18 protein-coding genes and 1 tRNA gene are annotated in these 19,054 nt (G+C 64.9%); 7 read left to right on the forward strand and 12 right to left on the reverse strand.

What is annotated here, in order from left to right:
• Positions 1 to 102 precede the first annotated feature (102 nt).
• Together ACI2JH_RS08260 and ACI2JH_RS08265 are read left to right on the forward strand one after the other, a co-directional pair.
• The gene (locus ACI2JH_RS08260) at positions 103 to 336 is read left to right on the forward strand and encodes a DUF1653 domain-containing protein (protein ID WP_404735921.1); all 234 of its coding nucleotides are present in this window, start codon (positions 103 to 105) and stop codon (positions 334 to 336) included.
• A 52-nt stretch (positions 337 to 388) separates the two neighbouring features.
• Positions 389 to 1,165 carry a transporter gene (locus ACI2JH_RS08265; protein WP_404735922.1) on the forward strand — a complete coding sequence of 259 codons (777 nt, stop codon included), beginning with the start codon at positions 389 to 391 and terminating at the stop codon, positions 1,163 to 1,165.
• 310 nt (positions 1,166 to 1,475) lie between these two features.
• Here the strand turns inward: ACI2JH_RS08265 and ACI2JH_RS08270 are convergent, their stop codons facing one another.
• Entirely contained in the window at positions 1,476 to 2,813 is a 1,338-nt protein-coding gene (locus ACI2JH_RS08270) for an MFS transporter (RefSeq protein ID WP_101100744.1), read from the reverse strand.
• A gap of 331 nt (positions 2,814 to 3,144) precedes the next feature.
• Here ACI2JH_RS08270 and ACI2JH_RS08275 point away from each other — a divergent pair, with 331 nt between their 5' ends.
• Positions 3,145 to 4,869 carry a putative bifunctional diguanylate cyclase/phosphodiesterase gene (locus tag ACI2JH_RS08275; protein ID WP_404735923.1) on the forward strand — a complete coding sequence of 575 codons (1,725 nt, stop codon included), beginning with the start codon at positions 3,145 to 3,147 and terminating at the stop codon, positions 4,867 to 4,869.
• Between the two features lie 138 nt (positions 4,870 to 5,007).
• Here ACI2JH_RS08275 and ACI2JH_RS08280 read toward each other — a convergent pair.
• The 9 genes from ACI2JH_RS08280 to thrS all read right to left on the reverse strand — a co-directional run bounded on the left by ACI2JH_RS08280 (position 5,008) and on the right by thrS (position 12,753).
• Positions 5,008 to 5,084: transfer RNA gene (locus ACI2JH_RS08280), tRNA-Pro, on the reverse strand.
• Between the two features lie 68 nt (positions 5,085 to 5,152).
• Positions 5,153 to 5,509, reverse strand: coding sequence for a MerR family transcriptional regulator (locus ACI2JH_RS08285; protein WP_042612987.1), 357 nt, complete (start codon positions 5,507 to 5,509; stop codon positions 5,153 to 5,155).
• Positions 5,490 to 5,789, reverse strand: coding sequence for an integration host factor subunit alpha (locus ACI2JH_RS08290; RefSeq protein ID WP_042612988.1), 300 nt, complete (start codon positions 5,787 to 5,789; stop codon positions 5,490 to 5,492). The genes ACI2JH_RS08285 and ACI2JH_RS08290 overlap by 20 nt, the downstream gene beginning before the upstream one ends.
• Positions 5,790 to 5,817: 28 nt before the next feature.
• Positions 5,818 to 8,199: a phenylalanine--tRNA ligase subunit beta gene (gene pheT / locus ACI2JH_RS08295; protein ID WP_404735924.1), complete on the reverse strand. Its 2,382-nt coding sequence runs from the start codon at positions 8,197 to 8,199 to the stop codon at positions 5,818 to 5,820.
• Between the two features lie 48 nt (positions 8,200 to 8,247).
• Positions 8,248 to 9,243, reverse strand: coding sequence for a phenylalanine--tRNA ligase subunit alpha (locus tag ACI2JH_RS08300; protein ID WP_042612989.1), 996 nt, complete (start codon positions 9,241 to 9,243; stop codon positions 8,248 to 8,250).
• Positions 9,244 to 9,431: 188 nt separating this feature from the next.
• On the reverse strand, positions 9,432 to 9,791 hold the full coding sequence (gene rplT / locus ACI2JH_RS08305) for a 50S ribosomal protein L20 (protein ID WP_003484828.1): 360 nt from the start codon (positions 9,789 to 9,791) through the stop codon (positions 9,432 to 9,434).
• Between the two features lie 11 nt (positions 9,792 to 9,802).
• Positions 9,803 to 10,000, reverse strand: coding sequence for a 50S ribosomal protein L35 (rpmI, locus tag ACI2JH_RS08310; RefSeq protein WP_002811096.1), 198 nt, complete (start codon positions 9,998 to 10,000; stop codon positions 9,803 to 9,805).
• A 260-nt stretch (positions 10,001 to 10,260) separates the two neighbouring features.
• Positions 10,261 to 10,803: a translation initiation factor IF-3 gene (gene infC / locus ACI2JH_RS08315; protein ID WP_080335080.1), complete on the reverse strand. Its 543-nt coding sequence runs from the start codon at positions 10,801 to 10,803 to the stop codon at positions 10,261 to 10,263.
• A gap of 48 nt (positions 10,804 to 10,851) precedes the next feature.
• Positions 10,852 to 12,753: a threonine--tRNA ligase gene (thrS, locus tag ACI2JH_RS08320; RefSeq protein WP_101100742.1), complete on the reverse strand. Its 1,902-nt coding sequence runs from the start codon at positions 12,751 to 12,753 to the stop codon at positions 10,852 to 10,854.
• A 387-nt stretch (positions 12,754 to 13,140) separates the two neighbouring features.
• On the opposite strand from thrS, the gene ACI2JH_RS08325 reads away from it, so the two are divergent.
• The 4 genes from ACI2JH_RS08325 to ACI2JH_RS08340 all read left to right on the forward strand — a co-directional run bounded on the left by ACI2JH_RS08325 (position 13,141) and on the right by ACI2JH_RS08340 (position 16,961).
• Complete coding sequence (locus ACI2JH_RS08325; RefSeq protein ID WP_220550369.1) at positions 13,141 to 13,455, forward strand: hypothetical protein; 315 nt, start codon at positions 13,141 to 13,143, stop codon at positions 13,453 to 13,455.
• Positions 13,455 to 13,718 carry a hypothetical protein gene (locus ACI2JH_RS08330; protein WP_404735925.1) on the forward strand — a complete coding sequence of 88 codons (264 nt, stop codon included), beginning with the start codon at positions 13,455 to 13,457 and terminating at the stop codon, positions 13,716 to 13,718. The genes ACI2JH_RS08325 and ACI2JH_RS08330 overlap by 1 nt, the downstream gene beginning before the upstream one ends.
• 10 nt (positions 13,719 to 13,728) lie before the next feature.
• Positions 13,729 to 15,288 (forward strand): PepSY-associated TM helix domain-containing protein, encoded by a 1,560-nt coding sequence (locus ACI2JH_RS08335; protein WP_404735926.1) that lies wholly within the window; start codon positions 13,729 to 13,731, stop codon positions 15,286 to 15,288.
• A 218-nt stretch (positions 15,289 to 15,506) separates the two neighbouring features.
• Positions 15,507 to 16,961: an insecticidal delta-endotoxin Cry8Ea1 family protein gene (locus ACI2JH_RS08340; RefSeq protein ID WP_404735927.1), complete on the forward strand. Its 1,455-nt coding sequence runs from the start codon at positions 15,507 to 15,509 to the stop codon at positions 16,959 to 16,961.
• 161 nt (positions 16,962 to 17,122) lie between these two features.
• Here the strand turns inward: ACI2JH_RS08340 and ACI2JH_RS08345 are convergent, their stop codons facing one another.
• Positions 17,123 to 18,562, reverse strand: coding sequence for an insecticidal delta-endotoxin Cry8Ea1 family protein (locus ACI2JH_RS08345; protein ID WP_404735928.1), 1,440 nt, complete (start codon positions 18,560 to 18,562; stop codon positions 17,123 to 17,125).
• 333 nt (positions 18,563 to 18,895) lie between these two features.
• A partial coding sequence (locus ACI2JH_RS08350) for a S1 RNA-binding domain-containing protein (protein ID WP_404736008.1) occupies positions 18,896 to 19,054 on the reverse strand: 159 nt, incomplete at its 5' end.

The following is a 19,054-nucleotide window of genomic DNA, read 5'->3' on the forward strand; positions in this document are numbered from 1 at the left end:
TCGTCGAGGAGCTGATCCGCGCATCGTTGTTCTGACACGGCGGTGGACGCCGCGCCCGGCGCATTGAACAATCACCGGCTCTCCTGCCTGCGTGAGTGTTCCATGCCCGACCTGCCTGCCCTGCCCGTCCTGCAACCCGGCCGCTACCGCCATTTCAAAGGCGGCCTGTACGAGGTCGTGGACGTGGTCCGCAGCAGCGAGACCCTGCAGCCGATGGTGCTTTACCGCGCACTGTATGGCGAAGGCGGCCTATGGGTGCGCCCCTATGCGATGTTCGTGGAACAGGTGGACCTCGCCGGCGGTAGCCAGCCGCGTTTCGCCCGCCTCGACGATTGACCGTCAGACCGACAGCGCCGCATGATCGGCGCATCTTCTGACGGATGTCCCGATGCGTAGCGCGTGCCTGGCCCTGATGGTTTGTTCCACCCTCTTCGTCAGTGGTGCCGTGCAGGCACAACAGGCCGACGAACCGCCGTCGTTTGATCGCCCCGGCATCGGCCTAGGCACCGGCATCGTGCCGCGCGGCGCGCTGGCACTGGAGCTGGGACTTCCCTCCCATGAACGCGATCGCGATGCCGATGGTCTTCGCACCGAACAGCTCTCCGGCGAGGTGACGCTGCGCACCGGCCTGTTTGAACGCTGGGAACTGCAGTTTTCAGGATCGCCCTGGCAGCGCCAGCGCAGCCGTTTACCCGGCATGGCCAGCACGCGCACACAAGGCGGCGGCGATGCACAGCTCGCCCTGAAGTGGGCACCGCCCACCGGTAGCGAGACCGACCGCTGGGCACTGCTGGGGTCGGCCACGGTGGCACGCGGCGATGCGGCGCTCAGCGAGGGGCGCCAGTACGCGCTGGCGGGCAGTTATGAGCATGACTTCAGCGACCACTGGACCGGTGCACTGTATGCCAGCCACAGCCGCGGTGACGGCGAGCGCAGCACGGTGTGGTCGCCCAGCGTATCGCTGGCCCTCACGCCCCGGCTGTCTGCATTCGTGGAGGCTGGGGTGACCAAGGAACACGGCGAGCCACGGGAAACGGTGGCCGGTGGCGGGGTGACCTGGATGTGGACCGATCGGGTCCAGCTTGATGCATCGCTTGATGCCGGACTGGATGCCCACAGCCCGGACCTGCAGGCCGGGCTCGGGATCTCCGCGTACTTCGATTAAGCGTACCGACGAGGGTCAGCACGTCAGCCAGGCTTTACCACGGTGCGAACATGGTGACCCCTACGATGACCAGCACCACGGCCAACGCGATCATCAGGTAATGGCTCTGGCGCCAGGACGGTTTCGGTTTTCCAGGGGTATTCATGGGTAGTGCTCCAATGCGTTGGCTTACCCCCACAGAGTGCGTTACAGCCGGCATCGACGAAGTGCACGCCGCGTGCAGGCCGCGTCAGCATCATGCGCTCCCCGCCTGCACGAAAAAGGCCCGCGCTTCACGGCGCGGGCCTCTCGTTTCTGCCTCACTGCGGCTTTATCTGCGGGTGCCGTCCAGCCAGTTCGGTCCCTTGTTCTTCAGGAAGAAGATGTAGACCACCAGCGACACCGCGATCACCGCGGTGATGTAGATGACGAACTCATTTACCCGACCGGCCTTCAGCGCGCCCTGGTACAGCAGCGGCGCGGTGCCGCCGAACAGCGAGTTGGCCAGCGCGTAGCCCAGGCCGACGCCCAGTGCGCGGATGTGCGCCGGGAACAGTTCAGCCTTCACCACCGCGTTGATCGACGTGTAGCCGGTGAGGATGACGAAACCGGTGGCCAAGATCAGGAACGCCGACAGCGCCGAGGTCTGCTGCGGCAGTGCGGTGACCAGGTACCAGGTGTACAGCACGCCACCGACACCGAAGAACACCAGCAGGCTCTTGCGACCGATGCGGTCGGACAACAGGCCACCCAGCGGCTGCAGCAGCATCAGGAAGGTCAATACACCCAGGTTGATCAGCGTGCCGGTGATCACATCGTCGCCGGCAAAGGCGGTCTGGATCATCTTCGGGCCGTTGATGGTGTAGGTGTAGAACGCGACCGTACCACCGGCGGTGATCAGGAAGCACAGCAGCAGCGGGCGCCACTGGTTGACGAACAGTTCGCGCATCGAACCACTCGCCTTGGCCTTGCCATCCTTCGCTGCTTCGATCGATTCCGCGCTCAGCGATTCATCCATCGTACGACGCAGCCAGAACACCACCAGCGCCCCGATGCCACCGATGCCGAAGGCCACGCGCCAGCCCCATTCGGAAACGTGCGAAGTGTCCCAGGACAGCAGCATCACCAGCAGCACGGCCTGGGCCAGGACGTGACCACCCACCAGGGTGACGTAATGGAAGGAGGACAGGAAACCGCGCCAGCCGGGCACGGCCGCTTCGGACATGTACGTGGCACTGGCGCCATACTCACCGCCGGTGGCGAAGCCCTGCAGCAGGCGTGCGAACAGCAGGATCACCGCCGCCCAGATGCCGATGGACGCCGCAGTGGGCGCGATGGCGATCAGGAAGGAACAGGCGGCCATCACGCTGACCGATACGGTAAGCGCCAGGCGGCGGCCGTAACGGTCGGCGAACCGTCCGAAGTACCACGCACCGATGGGACGCATGAGGAAGGTGGCGGCGAAGATGCCCCAGATGTACATCGTGGAGTTCTTGTCGTCGGCCGAGAAGAACTGCGATTCGAAGTACTTGGCGAACACCGAATAGACGTAGACGTCGTACCACTCGACCAGGTTGCCGGCCGAGCCTTTCAGCGTATTGGACACCGAACGTTTCAGCGCGGCGCGCTCCGAAACGGGCGATGCCGCGGTGGATTGGGAAATGCTCATGGGGGAAAACGGCCCTCAGGTTGAGCCCCCTCGGGAGGGGGGCATTGGATCCGGCGCTGCCGGCGACGCGCAATGGCGCCGCCAGCTGGATTGCCGAGGCAAGTACCTTACCTGAGGACGACGTGAAACACCGTTACACCTTCGGGCTATGGCATTTACCGGTCGGCTGCTCCCGCGACCGGTCGATTTTCGCTGAATGCGTGACTGTGCAGATCGTGGACACCACGTTGATGTGGGCGGGCGCATTCTGTCATTCGTTACCAGCGCGTGAGTGCGCCGAGCACCTCTTCCCATGCCGCAGCTGTCAGAGGAATTGAAAGTCCAGGAAAGGATGACCGCCGTAGGCGCCCTTCAGGTGCTGGATGCGGCAGCGGGCGCGTCATTGGACCGCATCACCCGCTTGGCGGCCTTCGCATTCGACACACCGGTGGCCTTCGTTTCCATCGTCGGCGTGGATAACCAGCGCTTCATCTCACGGGTCGGGCTGGAGATCAGCGGAACCGACATCCGTTCTTCCGTCTGCTCCTATACCATCACCTCCCCTGACGTGATGGTGGTCAGCGACCTGCGCGCCGATCCGCGATTTGTGGAAAACGGCCTGGTCTGCGGTCCACCGCATCTTCGCTTCTATGCAGGCGCGCCGTTGATCGCCAAGAACGGCGTGGCAATCGGCGCCATCTGCGTCATGGGCGCCGAACCGCGCGAGCTCAGCGAAGACGAACGCCAGCACCTGAAAACGCTCGCCGCCATGGCGATGAGCCAGTTGGAACTGCGGCGCCTGTCCGGCCGCCAGGATCCGGTCAGCGGGCTTTCCAACCGCCACCAGTTCCATATCGACTATGACGGGCTGGTCGCGCGCGCAACCTCCGGAACGATGTACGCGGTCATGCTGGACGTGCTGGACGTGCCGCGTCTGGACGAAGCCGGCCAGGCACTCGGCCTGCCGCCGCTGGAGGCGATGATCCACCGCTCCGGTGTGCGTCTGCGCGTGGCGTTGGAAGATATCACCGACATCTATCACGTCGGCGTGAGCCGCCTTGCGTTCCTGATCGACCTGCCCTCGCCCGACGACGTGGAGGCGCTGTTGCTGGAGTTGAAGCAGCGGGTCATCCGCCCGGTAATGGCCGCCGCGGTGCCGATGTCGCCACAGTTCCATGCCGGCATCTGCGCCTTCGATCCCAGCACCGACAGCAGTAATGACGTGCTGCGCAAGCTGCTGGTGGGCGTGCAGGCGGCGATCAGCAGCCGCCACGATTTCTGCTGGTATTCCGAGCGCCGCGACGAGCTGCTGCGGCGTGGCTACCGTCTCGCCGCCGATGCCGAACGCGGCCTGCGCCGTGAAGAGTTCTATCTGCTGTTCCAGCCGCGCGTGGATACGCAGACCGGCGCGGTGGTGTCGGCCGAAGCGCTGATCCGCTGGAACCATCCGCGGCTGGGTCCCGTCGGCCCGGCCGAGTTCATTCCGGTGTTCGAACGCACTGCGCTGATGCCGGCGGTCAGCGACTGGGTGGTGGACGCGGCGCTGGATCAGCTGGCGGCGTGGCAGCGCGAGGGTCTTTCGTTGGGGATGTCGATCAACCTGGCCGCGTCCGACCTGTCCACCGAAAGCATGGCCGAGCGTCTACTGCAGAAGCTGGCCGCGCGTGGCCTGCCCCCGAACCTGCTGGAAATCGAGATCACCGAAGGCGAATGGCTGCGCGCCAATACGGTCGCCGGCGACCAGCTGGCGTGCCTGGCCAGGGTGGGCGTACGCGTGGCGATCGATGACTTCGGCAGCGGCTACAGCAACTTCGGGTATCTCTCAAGGCTGCCGATTTCCACCATCAAGATGGACAAATCACTGGTGGACCATCTGGCCGATGACCCGGGCGCACGGCTGAAGGCGAAGGCCATCATCGAGCTGGCCAAGGGCCTGGGCTACACCACCGTGGCCGAAGGCGTGGAAAGCCTGGAGCAGCAGCAGGTGCTGACCGAACTGGGCTGTGACCAGCTGCAGGGGTACCTGTTCGCCGAACCCCTGGCGGCGCACGAACTGGCGTCGATGATGGCCCGGTAGTGAGGGCCGCCTTCGGTGGGTGACGGCCGTTGGTCGTCACGCTCTCGGCCTGTCGCTGCGCTCGCCGAGCACGGCTCGCGCTACCAACAAAACGAAAAAGGCCCGCGCATTGCTGCACGAGCCTCTTCTTCACCACAGTGGTCGGGACGGCCGGATTCGAACCGACGACCCTCTGCCCCCCAGGCAGATGCGCTACCAGGCTGCGCTACGCCCCGAATATCTGCGATGTTGCCCCGCCGTTGAAGCGGGCCGTGAAGTATAGCGGATCAACGCGAAAAAAGAATCAGCGGCGAAGCAGTTGCAGCACTTCTTCCAGTTCCACGCGGACCTGCTTGATGATCTGCTGGCTGAGCGCGGCTTCGCCACGCGCATCGGCGCCATCCAGCCGCAACCGCGCCCCGCCGATCGTATAGCCCTGTTCGTACAGCAGGCTGCGGATCTGCCGGATCATCAGCACGTCATGGCGCTGGTAATAGCGACGGTTGCCGCGACGTTTGGCCGGCTCCAGGCTGGGAAATTCTGTTTCCCAGTAACGCAGCACGTGCGGCTTGACGTCGCACAGCTCACTGACCTCACCGATGGTGAAGTAGCGCTTGGCCGGTATCGGCGGAAGCTCTCTGTTACTGCCCGGATCCAGCATACGCTTCCACCCTTTCCTTGAGCTTCTGGCCCGGACGGAAGGTGACTACCGTGCGGGCGGAAATCGGAATTTCCTCACCGGTCTTCGGGTTGCGACCCGGGCGCTGGTTCTTGCGCCGCAGGTCGAAGTTGCCAAAGCCGGACAGCTTTACCTGACGTCCATGTTGCAACGCTTCACGCAGCACATCGAAGAACGCATCGACGAATTCCTTGGCCTCACGCTTGTTCAAGCCGACTTCGTCGAACAGTTTTTCGGCCATTTCAGCCTTGGTCAGTGCCATCGCCTGCTTACCCCTGGGTGCTGCCCGCTCAACCGCGGATCCGGGCGTGGTGTTCACGCTCGATGGCAGCGACCACCTCGGTCACCACCGCGTCCACGTCGCGGTCCGTCAGAGTGCGCGACTTGTCCTGCAAAATCAAGCCCATAGCGAGACTCTTGAAGCCCGGCTCGACCCCCTGCCCGACATATCGGTCGAACAGGTTCAGCTCGCGCAGCAGGGGCCCGGCGGCCAGTCGGACCGTAGCGGCCAGATCGGTCCAGGCGACCGCATCGGGGGCCAGCACGGCCAGGTCGCGACGCACCGCCGGGAAACGCGAAAGCTCGCTGGCACGCGGCAGTTCGCGGGCGGCCAACGGCGCCAGGTCCAGCTCCAGGGCGTAGACGTCCACATCGATGTCCATCGCCTTGGCCAAGCGCGGGTGGATCTGCCCGATCCAGCCCAGGCGGACATCGCCGCGGTAGACATCGGCCGAACGCGCCGGATGCCCGTAGGGCTGGGCCGAGGGCTTGAAGCTCAGCTCGGCGCCACTGGCGGCGGCCAATGCTTCCAGGTCGCCCTTCAGGTCATGGAAGTCGACCTTGCGTGCGGCCACGCCCCACTGCTCGGCGTCGGCGTCACCACAGACCACGGCGGCCACGCGCTGGGTTTCCAGCGGCGCCGGCGCGCCTTCACCGGCCTGCGCGGCAAACGCGCGGCCGATCTCGAACAGGCGCACGCGGCCGGCCTGGCGGGCCACGTTGCGGCCCAGCGTGGCGACCAGGCCCGGCAGCAGCGCCGGACGCATCACCGCCAGTTCGGCCGACAGCGGATTGGCCAGCGGCACCAGGTTGTCGACCAGCTGCCACTGCTGCAGCAGCTGCGCATCGACGAAGGCGAAGTTGATGGTTTCCTGCAGCTCGCGCGCCAGCAGCTGGCGTCGCACGCTGAGTTCTTCCAGGCGGGTTTCGCTGGGCATCGCCACGCGCGCGGCGCCGCCGGGCAGCGTGGTCGGGATCTGCTCGTAGCCGTGGATACGGGCCAGTTCTTCGATCAGGTCTTCTTCAATGGCGATGTCGAAACGACGGCTCGGTGCGGTGACCTGCCACCCCTCGCCCGCTGCCACCACCTCCATGCCCAGCGCGCGCAGGATGCGCTCCACTTCGGCGTCTTCGATGGTGATGCCCAGCACGCGGGTGATGCGTGCGCGGCGCAGCATGATCGGCGCCGGCGACGGCAGGTCGTCTGCGCGCAGCGCTTCGGTCACCGCAGAAGCGGTGCCGCCAGCCAGTTCCAGCACCAGCGCGGTGGCGTGCTCGATGGCCGCACGCGGCAGCGCCGGGTCCACGCCACGTTCGAAGCGATGGCCGGCATCGGTGTGCAGGCCCAGCTTGCGGCCGCGGCCCATGATCGCCGCAGGCGCGAAGTGCGCCGCTTCCAGGAAGACATCGGTGGTGGCGTCCGTCACGCGTGTGTCGAAGCCGCCCATCAGGCCGGCCAGGCCGACCGGACGGTCCGCATCGGTGACCACCAGGAAGCTGTCGTCCAGCGCGGCGTCGCGGCCATCCAGCAGCTTCAGGGCTTCGCCCGCGCGCGAACGGCGCACGCCGATCGGCCCGCTCAGCGTGGCGAGGTCGTAGGCATGCATCGGCTGGCCAAGGTCGAGCATCACGTATTGGGTGATGTCCACCAGCAGCGACACCGGACGCACGCCACTGCGGCGCAGCCGCTCGGCCATCCACAGCGGGGTCCTGGCGGCGGCATTGACCCCTTCGATGACCCGGCCCAGATAGCGCGGCGCTTCGGCGCCGGCATTGAGTTCGATCGCCAGCTCACGCGAGCCGGTGGCCGGCACCGCATCGGCGGCGAACGGCACCACCTCGCTGCGGGTGGCCGCGGCCACGTCGAACGCAATACCGCGCACGCTGAAGCAGTCGGCGCGGTTGGGGGTCAGCTTGATCTCGATGCTGCTGTCGGGCAGGCCGAGATACTCGACCAGCCCCTGCCCCACCGGTGCGTCATCGGGCAGTTCGAACAGGCCCGACGCGTCGCTGTCCAGGCCCAGTTCCTTGGCCGAACACAGCATGCCGTTGGAGTCCACGCCACGCAGTTTGGCGGCGCTGATCTTCAACGCGCCGATCTGTGCACCGACCATCGCCAGCGGCGCGACCAGGCCCGGACGCGCGTTCGGCGCGCCGCAGACGATCTGCAGCAGTTCGCCGCGGCCGGCATCGACCTGGCAGATCTGCAGGCGGTCGGCTTCGGGGTGGCGCACGGCCTCCACGATGCGAGCGACGACCACGTGATCCAGGCCACCGCCGAGCGCGTCGACCTCTTCCACTTCCAGGCCGATGGCGGTCAGCACGGCGCTGAGCTCATCGCGCGAGGCGGTGGTGGGAACGTGGCTGCGCAGCCAGTTTTCAGAGAATTTCATGTTGTTGCGTCCTCGTTGACGACCAGCGGTCGTCACTACCGATAGTGTTTACGCGAACTGCTTCAGGAAGCGCACGTCGTTCTCGAAGAACGCGCGCAGGTCGTTCACGCCGTAGCGCAGCATCGCGAACCGCTCCACGCCCAGGCCGAAGGCGAAGCCGGTGTAACGCTCCGGGTCGATGCCAACGCTGCGCAGCACGTTCGGGTGCACCATGCCGCAGCCCAGCACTTCCAGCCAGCGGGTGCTGCCATCGGGCTGCTGCCAGGCGATGTCCACTTCCGCACCCGGTTCAACGAAGGGGAAGTAGCTGGGACGGAAACGCATCTCGAAATCGCGCTCGAAGAACGCGCGCACGAACTCGGACAGCGTGCCCTTGAGATCGGCGAAATTGGAATGCTCGTCCACCAGCAGGCCTTCGACCTGGTGGAACATCGGCGAATGGGTCTGGTCGCTGTCGCTGCGGTAGACCTTGCCGGCGGCGATCATGCGCAGCGGTGGCGCGTGCTCGCCCATGTAGCGCACCTGCACCCCGGAGGTATGCGTGCGCAGCAGGCGGCCATCGCCAAAGTAGAAGGTGTCGTGCATCGCACGCGCCGGATGGTGCGGCGGGAAGTTCAGCGCTTCGAAGTTGTGCCAGTCGTCCTCGATTTCCGGGCCTTCGGACAACTCGTAGCCCAGGCGACCGAAGATCTCGGTGATGCGCTCCAGCGTGCGGGTCACCGGGTGCAACCCACCACGGCCACCGCGACGGCCCGGCAGGGTGATGTCGATGGCTTCAGCGGACAGGCGCGCATCCAGGGCGGCGTCTTCGAGTACCGCCTTGCGCTCGGCCAGCGCCGTGGTCAGCGTGTCGCGCGCGCGGTTGATCGCTTCGCCGGCGGCCTTGCGCTCGTCGGCCGGCAAGGCGCCAAGCTGTTTCAGCTGCGAGGTGATGCTGCCACTCTTGCCCAGCAGGGCCACGCGCAGCTGTTCCAGCGCATCGGGGCTCTGGGCGGCAGCCACATCGGCCAGCGCCTGGGCGGTCAGGGATTGGATGTCACTCATGGGTGCCGGAACCTCGGGTCGGATATGCCCTCGCGATGCGCGAAGGGCCGACCCCCGTCGCCACCGCTGTCCGGCCGCCGCGCGTTGCGCTGGCCACCGCACAAAAAAGAATGGGGAAGGACTTGCGCCCTTCCCCATGCATTGCCTTACCTGCGGGTGTTGCGTCAACGGCAACGACCGAGGAGGACTTATGCCGCCAGAGCGCCCTTGGCTTTTTCAGCCAGCGCGGCAAAACCGGCCGCGTCGTGCACGGCGATGTCTGCCAGCACCTTGCGGTCCAGGGTGATGCCAGCCTTCAGCAGGCCGTTCATGAAACGGCTGTAGCTCAGGCCATTGATGCGGGCCGCGGCATTGATACGGGTGATCCACAGCGAGCGGAAATTACGCTTCTTCTGCTTACGACCGATGTACGCGTACTGCTGGGCCTTGATGACGGCCTGCTTGGCAACGCGGAAGACCTTGCGACGGGCATTGTAGTAGCCCTTCGCCAGAGTCAGGATTTTCTTGTGGCGGCGACGCGCCTGTACGCCACGCTTTACTCGTGCCATGTGTCAGTTCCTCAGAGGTAAGGGAGCATGCGGTCCAGACGGCCGGCGTCTTCTGCGCGGACGTGATTCGTCTGACGCAGGTTACGCTTACGCTTGGTCGCTTTCTTCGTGAGGATATGGCTACGGTTGGCGTGGCCGCACTTGTACTTGCCCGAGGCGGTCTTGCGGAAACGCTTGGCCGCCGCCCGGTTGGTCTTGATCTTGGGCATTGCTATGTCCTTGATGGGATTTGACCCTGGTTTCTGACTGATCTGGCGGTGGCCTGGGCCACTCTTTCCGTCCTGCCATGATCCGCGTACGACCCCTCCTGATGGGTCGAGCCGGCAATCATACAGGGGAAATGGGCCTCGGGCAACGCCCCGGCATGCCATGACGAAGACCGGGGGCCAAAAAGCAGAAAGGCGCCAGCGGCGCCCTCCTCCCGTTGCATTCAGCTGCCAGGCGCCCGCGAGGGGCAGCCCGTGCCGCCTTATGTCTTCTTCTTCGGAGCAATCATCATCACCATCTGGCGGCCTTCCAGGCGCGGACGGGATTCGATCACGATGTCCTCGCCCAGATCGGTTTCGATCCGGTTGGCCATCTCGCGACCCAGTTCCTGATGGCTCATTTCACGGCCACGGAAGCGGATGTTGACCTTGATCTTGTCGCCCTCTTCGAGGAAACCGCGCATCTTGCGCAGCTTGATCTGGTAGTCGCCCTCGTCCGTGACCGGACGGAACTTCACTTCCTTGATCTCGACCTGCTTGCTCTTCTTCTTGGCTTCGCTGGCTTTCTTCTGGGCTTCGAACTTGAACTTGCCGAAGTCCATCACCTTGCACACCGGCGGATCGGCCTGCGGCTGGATTTCAACCAGGTCCAGGCCTTCTTCCTCGGCCATCGCCAAGGCTTCGTCGCGCGTCAGCACGCCGATCATTTCGCCGTCGCTGCCGATCACGCGTACGCGCGGCACGCGGATTTCCTGATTCTTGCGGTTCTGTTTGTTGTCAGGGGTACTGATATTGCAATCTCCCAAGGGTATCGAACCGGTCCGCGCGCCATTGCACACGGACCGGACCTTTGATTACGCGCCCTCGGCCTGCAGCCGTTCAATGAAGGCCTGGAGACTCATGCTGCCCAGGTCCTCGCCGGAACGCGTACGCACCGCCACGGCGCCGTTTTCCTTTTCGCGGTCACCAATGACCAGCAGGTACGGCACGCGCTGAAGCGTGTGCTCGCGAATCTTATAACCGATCTTCTCATTACGCAAATCGGCGACCACGCGGAAGCCTTGATCCGCAAGGGATTTGCGCACCTCGCTCACGTATTCAGCCTGGGCATCGGTAATGTTGGCCACCACCACCTGGGTCGGGGCCAGCCAGGCCGGGAACTGGCCGGCGTGGTGCTCGATCAGGATGCCGATGAAGCGCTCCATCGAACCGACGATCGCCCGGTGCAGCATGACCGGGTGCTTCTTCTGGCTGTTCTCATCCACGTACTCGGCGCCGAGGCGGCCGGGCATCATGAAATCGACCTGCATGGTGCCCAGCTGCCAAGTACGGCCGATGGCGTCCTTCAGGTGGTATTCGATCTTCGGGCCGTAGAAAGCGCCCTCGCCCGGCAGTTCCTGCCATTCCACGCCGCAGCTGGACAGCGCCGAGCGCAGCGCGCCCTCGGCCTTGTCCCACGTTGCGTCGTCGCCCAGGCGCGATTCCGGACGCAGCGCGATCTTGATCTGGATGTCCTCGAAGCCGAAGTGCTGGTACACCGCCAGCGCCTGCTGGTGGAACGCGGTTACTTCGCCTTCGATCTGCGATTCGGTGCAGAACACATGGCCGTCGTCCTGGGTGAAGCCACGCACGCGCAGGATGCCGTGCAGCGCGCCGGACGGCTCGTTGCGATGGCATGAACCGAATTCACCGTAGCGGATCGGCAGGTCGCGATAGCTGTGCAGGCCCTGGTTGAACACCTGGATGTGGCCCGGGCAGTTCATCGGCTTCACCGCATAGGTGCGCTTCTCCGATTCGGTGAAGAACATGTTCTCCTTGTAGTTGTCCCAGTGCCCGGACTGCTTCCACAGCGACACATCCAGGATCTGCGGGCAGCGCACTTCGCCATAGCCGCTGTTGCGGTAGACGCGGCGCATGTACTGCTCCACCACCTGCCACAGCGCCCAGCCCTTGGGGTGCCAGAACACCAGGCCCGGCGCCTCCTCCTGCAGGTGGAACAGGTCCTGCTGCTTGCCGATGCGACGGTGGTCGCGCATTTCTGCTTCTTCGATGCGCTTGATGTACGCATCGAGCTGCTTCTTGTCGGCCCAGGCGGTACCGTAGATGCGCTGCAGCTGTTCGTTCTGCGCATCACCGCGCCAGTACGCACCGGAAATGCGGGTCAGCTTGAAGGCCTTCAGGAAGCGCGTGTTGGGCACGTGCGGGCCGCGGCACATGTCCACGTATTCCTGGTGGTAATACATGCCCATGGCCTGGATGTCCGGCGACATGTCCTCGATCAGGCGCAGCTTGTAGTCCTCGCCACGCGCCCTGAAAATTTCCACGACTTCAGCGCGCGGGGTCACCTTCTTGACCACGTCGTAGTCCTGGGCGATCAACTCGCCCATGCGCTTTTCGATCGCCGCCAGGTCATCCGGGGTGAACGGACGCTCGGACTGGATGTCGTAATAGAACCCTTCGGCGATGACCGGACCGATCACCATCTTGGCGTCCGGGTACAGCTGCTTGACTGCATGACCGACCAGGTGCGCGCTGGAGTGGCGGATGATCTCCACGCCCTCCTCGTCCTTGGCGGTGATGATGCGCAGGGTCGCGTCCTTGGCGATCACGTCGCTGGCATCGACCAGCACGCCATCGACCGAACCGGCGATGGTGGCCTTGGCCAGGCCGGCACCGATCGACTGGGCCACCTCCATGACGCTGACGGGATGTTCGAATTCGCGGCGGCTGCCGTCGGGAAGAGTGATCGTGATCATCGAAATGGCTTCTTGCTGTGCCCGCGCGGCGGGCTGGCATGCGGATCCGGGCAAGGCCCGGGCAATAAAAAAGCGCCGCGAGGGCGCCTGGATGGGAGCCTTCGGGTGCAGGTCAGCAGTGGGCGATGGTAGTGCTCATGTCACACGCTCGGCCGGCGCTTGGCGCGGGCCACCTGGATCCAGTGGGAGGGCTGTGGTTGATCTTAAACCAGCGCGGCACAAAGCCCAAGGGCATCGGCCGCAGTCGCCTGAATAGCGGATACTGGATCGCGCAAAAGTCAATGATTACCATACGCGTGTGTCGCTGCACCTTCTACCCTCCGGATCCCCGATGACCCCGCTTCCTGATCGTCGTCCCTCGTTGTACCTGGCGGGACTCCCACGCTGATGCAGGTGCCCACCATCGGATTGTCCTCGCTGGGCTTCTGCTCGCTGGCGATGCTGGCCACCGCACTGTCCGCACTGGCGTTCTATGCCGCTTCGCCTCATTGCCGCTGGCCACGGCTTCATCGCGCCGGCCGGCTGGGCCGGGAGATCGGCACCGTGGCAGCCGTTGCCGGCCTGTGGCTGTGGATGGCCGACCTGGGTGTCGGCGCCGGCCTGGTGATCGCCCTGTGCGTGTGGATGGCGATCGCCATGCTGCTGCCCACGCTGGCGGCCTGGCACCGTCCGGCCGCGCTGCCGGCCAGGAAGCCGCGCTGATGTGGCCGCGCGCCTTTGCCGGCCTCATTGCGGGCCTGTTCGTGGCCGCCGCTATCACCGGACTGATCGCATGGTTGCCGCGCGGCCCCTGGGCCTCCGCGCTGGTGCCCAGCCTGATCGCCTTCATCCCGCTGTGGATGCTGGCGGCGGTGTGGGCCTTCAGCTTCCGCAGCGGGGCGCGCGCATGGGGCGTAATGGGCGCCTGTGCTACCGGTGGCTTCCTCCTGCTGTGGCTGCTGCGCCTGTCCGGCGCAGTGCAATGAGAATGATCCAATGAAGTTCAGCTCGCAGACCCTGCGCACCTTCACCACGCTGCATACCTGGGTCGGCCTGGTGGCCGGCTTCGCGCTGTTCGTGGCGTTCTACGCCGGCGCGCTGACGGTGTTCCACCATGACATCCCGCTGTGGCAGACGCCGGCATCGGTGGACCAGCCCGCCGCCACCCTGGCCGACGCGCAACGCCTGTTGGACGGCGTGCTGGAACGCCATCCGGCCGCGCGCGCGCACATGGGCATGACCTTCCCCGGCGGCGACCATCCGCAGCCGATCGCCTACTGGCAGGACGCCAAGGGAACTTGGCAATACGCCTGGCTGGACCACTACGACGGCAGCCTCACCCCGCCGCAGACCGGGCTGGCCGAACTGGTCAACGAACTGCACTACACGCTGGGCCTGCCGGTGGCCGGCCTCTACCTGATGGGCATCGTCAGCCTGCTGTACGGCGTGGCGCTGCTCAGCGGGCTGGTGATCCACCTGCCGAAGCTGGCCGGCGACCTGTTCGCGCTGCGCCCGGGCCGCAACCTGAAACAGTTCTGGCAGGACGCGCACAACATCATCGGCGTGCTCAGCCTGCCCTTCCACCTGATGTTCGCGGTCACCGGGGCACTGCTGTGCCTGGTGTTCCTGCAGATGGCCCTGCTCAACCCACTGATCTACGACGGCAAGCTGATGCAGGCGGTACCGTCGGCGATGGATACCGCGCCGGTCCGGGCAGCCAGCGGCACCGCCGGCGACGCGGTCAAGCTGGCCGACCTGCATGCGCGTTCGCTGCAGGTGGCCCGCGATCAGGGCGTGCAGGGCTTCGAACCGGCCTACCTGAAGCTGGCCAACGCCGGCGACGCCGCCGCCACCATCGAGATCACCGGCGAGTCCGAAGGCACGCTCGGTCCGGCCGGCGCGGTCGCCTTCGACGTCGCCAGCGGCCGCCTGCTGGCCAGCCAGTTGCCGGGCCGCCGCGATGCCAACCATGCCACCCTGAGCGCGGCCTATGCCCTGCACTTCGGCGAGTTCGGCAATGGCGTGGTGGCCTGGCTGTATTTCCTGCTGGGCCTGGGCGGCGCCTTCCTGTTCTACTCCGGCAACCTGTTGTGGATCGAATCGCGGCGCAAGCGGCGACAGGTCGAGCAAGGCCGCGCGCAGGTCAACATGGCGCGCGCCACGGTCGGGGTCTGCATCGGGCTGGTGGTGGCGATCTCGGCCGCCTTCGTCGCCGCGCAGGTGCTGGAGCGCGTGGCACCGCCGTCGGTGGAGGCCGGCATCCGTTGGGTGTGCTTCCTGACCTGGGGCGCGTGCGCACTGTGGGCCGCACTGCGTCGCCCGGCCCAGGCCGCGCGTGAACTGCTGTGGGCCGCCGCCGTGGTAACCGCACTGGTACCGCTGGCGCACGGCGCGCTGAGTGGATGGTGGTGGTGGACCAGCGCCGGTCATGGCCACTGGGCGTTGTTCTGGGTGGACGCGGTGGCGCTGGCCATGGCGGTGGGGTTTGCGGTGCTGGCGCGTGCGACGACGCGACGGGCCCGGCATGGCGATCCACACAGCGTGTGGGCGGACTGACGATCAACGCATGCGCAGGATCACTCACTGCACGCGCAGGCGCCCAGGCACGGATGGACCCGTCGCGTGCTATCGACATTGCCCATGCGCCAACGGTAATGCCCTAGCCATCATTGCGCTTTCGACCCGCCCTTTCCTGGTGCATTTTCCGCTGCCGCCAGCGCGCTGGTGAGCTGAAGCTTGACGCACCAACCGGTCCGTCAAAGCGAGGTCAGCCAATGAAGCGTCATGATTTTCCCGCCACCGACACGGCTCAGGCGGTCCCCCGCGACCCCGTCCGCAGAAGACTGATGGCCGCTGCGGCACTTGGATGCACGTCTCTCGCAGCCGGTTCCCTGCAGGCCTCGCCAACCCGGCAGACGACGCTCCGGATCGATACCCGGCTACCCGCCATCACGGCGCCCAGCGAGCCAGCCGGCGAGCTCTACGACCTGATGCGCGAGTCAACCCTTGGCGCCCTTTATCAAACTCCCGTGGTGGGTGGGCTGCTCTCCTACGTGGGAGCCCTGTTTCTTCCCAAACAAGGCAAGGCGCCTGAGCAGATGTGGCGCGAATACACCGACAAGCGCATTTCTGAAACCGTATTCAATCTGGTGAAGGCCGATCTTGAAGGATTGACCAGCGTCTCAAGACTCTACCGGGATGCAGTAACGGCGCAGGATCGTCCGACGATCCATTCGCAGAGCATAGCGAGCAATACCCAGTTCTCAGCGCTCATTCCACGCTTCCAGCTGCAGGCTGAGCAGATAGCGTTGCTACCTCTGTTCGTCGTCGCTGCGACGCTGCATCTGACGCTGCTGAGGGATATCGCCCTGACCGGACTGGAGATCGGTTTCAGCATCGAATCGGTGCAGAACTACAAAAACGAGCTCAGCAACCGGATCGAAGCCTATACACGCCACGTCGACGCTACCGTGGAAGCAGCCATCGACAAAGCGCGCAGGGACAACCCCTACGAAGACACGTCCGCCCGACGCAACCAGCCACTTTCGTCGATGCTGGCCGAGAAGGCGCGGCTGCAGCTTGAAGTCATCGACCAGCGTGACACCTGGTACGCATTCGATGCGGCAAAGTACCCCGACAGGAAACGCGTATGGCTGCTGCGGGAGATTTTCTCCCCGATCGCGGGCTGGTGGGATCTGGAGTCACGCGCACCCGACGAAATTCCGGACTGGAAGACCCCTGGGACACGCATCAACCGGCTCGAAGTCTGGGTTCGTTCGCAGTGGCGCACCCACTGGCTGTCTGCAGTGAAGCTGCATTACGACCAGACGGACGAGACATTGCAGACCGGCGAGATCTGGGGGGAGCGTTCTGAACTCGCTATTGACCCTTCCTTCTGGTTCAAAAGCGCAGTGACGGCGCGCAGCGCCGGGGTCGCCCAGATGGCGTTGACCGACAATCATGGGCGGATCGTACGCGCGGGAAGACGCGAGCTCGAAGGCAGCGAAATCAAGATAAAGAGCGGCTATGCACAACATGGGCTCCAATCGATCCGCAGCGTGGGCAAAGGCCGCAGCAGTGGCGCAGCGCATGGCGCGATCAGCGGTCTCGTTTACGGTTTTGGCCTGGAGCGACCCGGCGTCATGCGCATCCACCCGGAGACCGATGCACGGATTGCTCCCGTCATTGCGCCCCACCTGATCGATTGGATACGCAGACCGGTGCGCTGACAGCGAACTCCACAGCATGTTCCGCCGGGAGAAAGCGGGCTTTACGCCCACTTTCTCTTCCAGGAGCCCACTGCTGGCGCATCGGTTGCCTGCGATGAAGGGGTCTTCAATGACCGTTACTCAAGCAGACATTCTTGCCCAACAGGCGAGACCACAATGGTTCAGTCCGCAATCCACCTGAGCAACTGCGGCGCCATGTTGGGCGCCAGCCGATCGTAGCTTTGCAGACTGATCGGGACGGCCTCCTGGTTGAGCAACTGGAAGCCCACGATAAGGCTGCCCACTGAGGTCAGCGCGGGCGCCCGGCCATGACCCACCGACCTTATGGATGACACGCGATGCCCCGTGTAGCTGATGGAGGCTGTATTGGCGCCGGAGTTGGGACCGCCACCCTGCCAGAACGTTCCGTTGTTATGGTCGACTTCCAGACGGGTAATGCCCTGCAGGTATCTCGCCCTGACCCTGCTCAAATGGAACGATTTGTTCCGTAGGAACAAGCGTTTGCCTTGGGTCGCACGAGATCCGGTTTCCAGCTCGGATCCATCCTGGTACACGACGTGGATTCCCTGGAGCCATGACGCACCGCCGGCTGTGCTGAATGTGCTCAATCCCAGCTCTTTTATCCGCGATGCCGGCGGCTGCCACGTCGGCAGGGCGTCTGGCGAAATATTCTTCCTGTCCCACTTGCCGATGATGGGAGAGAGAACTTCGCGGTTCAGCCGGACCGCGACCGGCGCGGGGAAGCGTACCGGGTCGAACGCATACCAGGTATCGCGCATGTCGATGACGGCGATCTGCAGTGCTGCCTTTACCTGCAGCATCTGCGTCAACGGCTTGTTGCTCTCGTAGTAATCCCCCTTGCGCCAGTCGTAGGGATTGTTCACCCTGGCCGCCTGGATGGCGGCGGCGACGTATCGGTCAACATGCGCGGTGTAACGGGCAATGCAGTCCTTGGCCTGTGCTTCCAGCGTACTGCGATAGGCCGGCGTGTAACCCAGGTCGACCGCCTTCAATGCCATGTCGCGCAGCAAAGCAAGATGCAGCGAGGCGGCAATGACGTAAAGGGGGAGCAAGGATACTTCCTGTCCCACTTGGGCGAAGCGGGGCACAGCGCCTACGAACTGGGTATTGGCGGCAATGCTCTGCGTGCTGATCGCGACCAGGTCCCCGGAGCGCACCGCATCGGCGTACAGCTGCACTACCCCGGTGAGGCCAAAGAGATCAGCCTTCACCAATTGCAACAGCGCCTCGGAAATCCGCGCGTCGACAATCTCACGCCACAGCTGCTCTGCGGAGTTTCCGACGGCAGGAATGAACAGCGCGCCCAGATAGGAAAGGAAGCCGCCCACTACCGGCACCAGATTCAGCCCTGCCAGCAGTGACTCGCGCAGGACCGTGAGCGCGTCGTCACCGGCGCTGGCTTTGGCTTCCCTGCCAATGGGTTCACCCCATGAATCCACCAAGCCTTGGTGGGCCAGCAACGGTGCCGCTACCAGGCAGGCTGAACCGGCCAGCGCGGACTGCATCAGGCGGCGCCTGCCGGGATCCTCGATCGGAGCGACCGGGTTACGGAGATGGGAATTACGGAATTCTGACGACATGGGCGTGGACCTCTTTGACTTCTGCGTGGATGCGCCAACGCCATAGGAATTCTTCGCGACGGGGACCAGGTCCTTGCCCGCAAGAATCACGATGGTGCCGGCGTGCCCACTGTTGGTCAGCCAGGGTCGACCCCGCACATCCCCGGTGCATCGCCTGCCACGTACAGCACCCTGCATCGCAGCTGCCCCTCATCTGGTTGTCCGGGACGCAGCCGCCCATGCCGATGGCGCACCCCGGCGTGCCGTCGATGCCCCGTTCCGTGCCGGAACCACAGGCAAAGAAAAAGCGGGCCGAAGCCCGCTTTTTCATTCCAGCAGAGGTGCGGCGGCCGATTACTCGGCAGACACACCCTCGCCTTCTTCGACGGCCTTCATCGACAGGCGGATACGGCCCTGCTTGTCGACTTCCAGCACCTTGACCTTGACCACATCGCCTTCCTTCAGCACGTCGCCGACCTTCTCGACGCGGTCGCTGGAGATCTGCGACACGTG

This window comes from Stenotrophomonas sp. NPDC078853 (genome assembly GCF_044901215.1).
In the GTDB taxonomy this organism is placed as follows: Bacteria; Pseudomonadota; Gammaproteobacteria; order Xanthomonadales; family Xanthomonadaceae; genus Stenotrophomonas; species Stenotrophomonas lacuserhaii.

Coding starts and splice junctions, on each gene's coding strand:
- ACI2JH_RS08290 (WP_042612988.1), bottom strand. CDS start 5,789: ATGGCACTGACCAAGGCTGAAATGGCCGAAAAACTGTTCGACGAAGTC.
- ACI2JH_RS08270 (WP_101100744.1), bottom strand. CDS start 2,813: ATGAGCATTTCCCAATCCACCGCGGCATCGCCCGTTTCGGAGCGCGCC.
- ACI2JH_RS08325 (WP_220550369.1), top strand. CDS start 13,141: ATGCAGGTGCCCACCATCGGATTGTCCTCGCTGGGCTTCTGCTCGCTG.
- ACI2JH_RS08330 (WP_404735925.1), top strand. CDS start 13,455: ATGTGGCCGCGCGCCTTTGCCGGCCTCATTGCGGGCCTGTTCGTGGCC.
- rpmI (WP_002811096.1), bottom strand. CDS start 10,000: ATGCCCAAGATCAAGACCAACCGGGCGGCGGCCAAGCGTTTCCGCAAG.
- ACI2JH_RS08340 (WP_404735927.1), top strand. CDS start 15,507: ATGAAGCGTCATGATTTTCCCGCCACCGACACGGCTCAGGCGGTCCCC.
- rplT (WP_003484828.1), bottom strand. CDS start 9,791: ATGGCACGAGTAAAGCGTGGCGTACAGGCGCGTCGCCGCCACAAGAAA.
- ACI2JH_RS08300 (WP_042612989.1), bottom strand. CDS start 9,243: ATGAGTGACATCCAATCCCTGACCGCCCAGGCGCTGGCCGATGTGGCT.
- ACI2JH_RS08260 (WP_404735921.1), top strand. CDS start 103: ATGCCCGACCTGCCTGCCCTGCCCGTCCTGCAACCCGGCCGCTACCGC.
- ACI2JH_RS08275 (WP_404735923.1), top strand. CDS start 3,145: ATGACCGCCGTAGGCGCCCTTCAGGTGCTGGATGCGGCAGCGGGCGCG.
- pheT (WP_404735924.1), bottom strand. CDS start 8,199: ATGAAATTCTCTGAAAACTGGCTGCGCAGCCACGTTCCCACCACCGCC.
- ACI2JH_RS08265 (WP_404735922.1), top strand. CDS start 389: ATGCGTAGCGCGTGCCTGGCCCTGATGGTTTGTTCCACCCTCTTCGTC.
- thrS (WP_101100742.1), bottom strand. CDS start 12,753: ATGATCACGATCACTCTTCCCGACGGCAGCCGCCGCGAATTCGAACAT.
- ACI2JH_RS08335 (WP_404735926.1), top strand. CDS start 13,729: ATGAAGTTCAGCTCGCAGACCCTGCGCACCTTCACCACGCTGCATACC.
- ACI2JH_RS08285 (WP_042612987.1), bottom strand. CDS start 5,509: ATGCTGGATCCGGGCAGTAACAGAGAGCTTCCGCCGATACCGGCCAAG.
- ACI2JH_RS08345 (WP_404735928.1), bottom strand. CDS start 18,562: ATGTCGTCAGAATTCCGTAATTCCCATCTCCGTAACCCGGTCGCTCCG.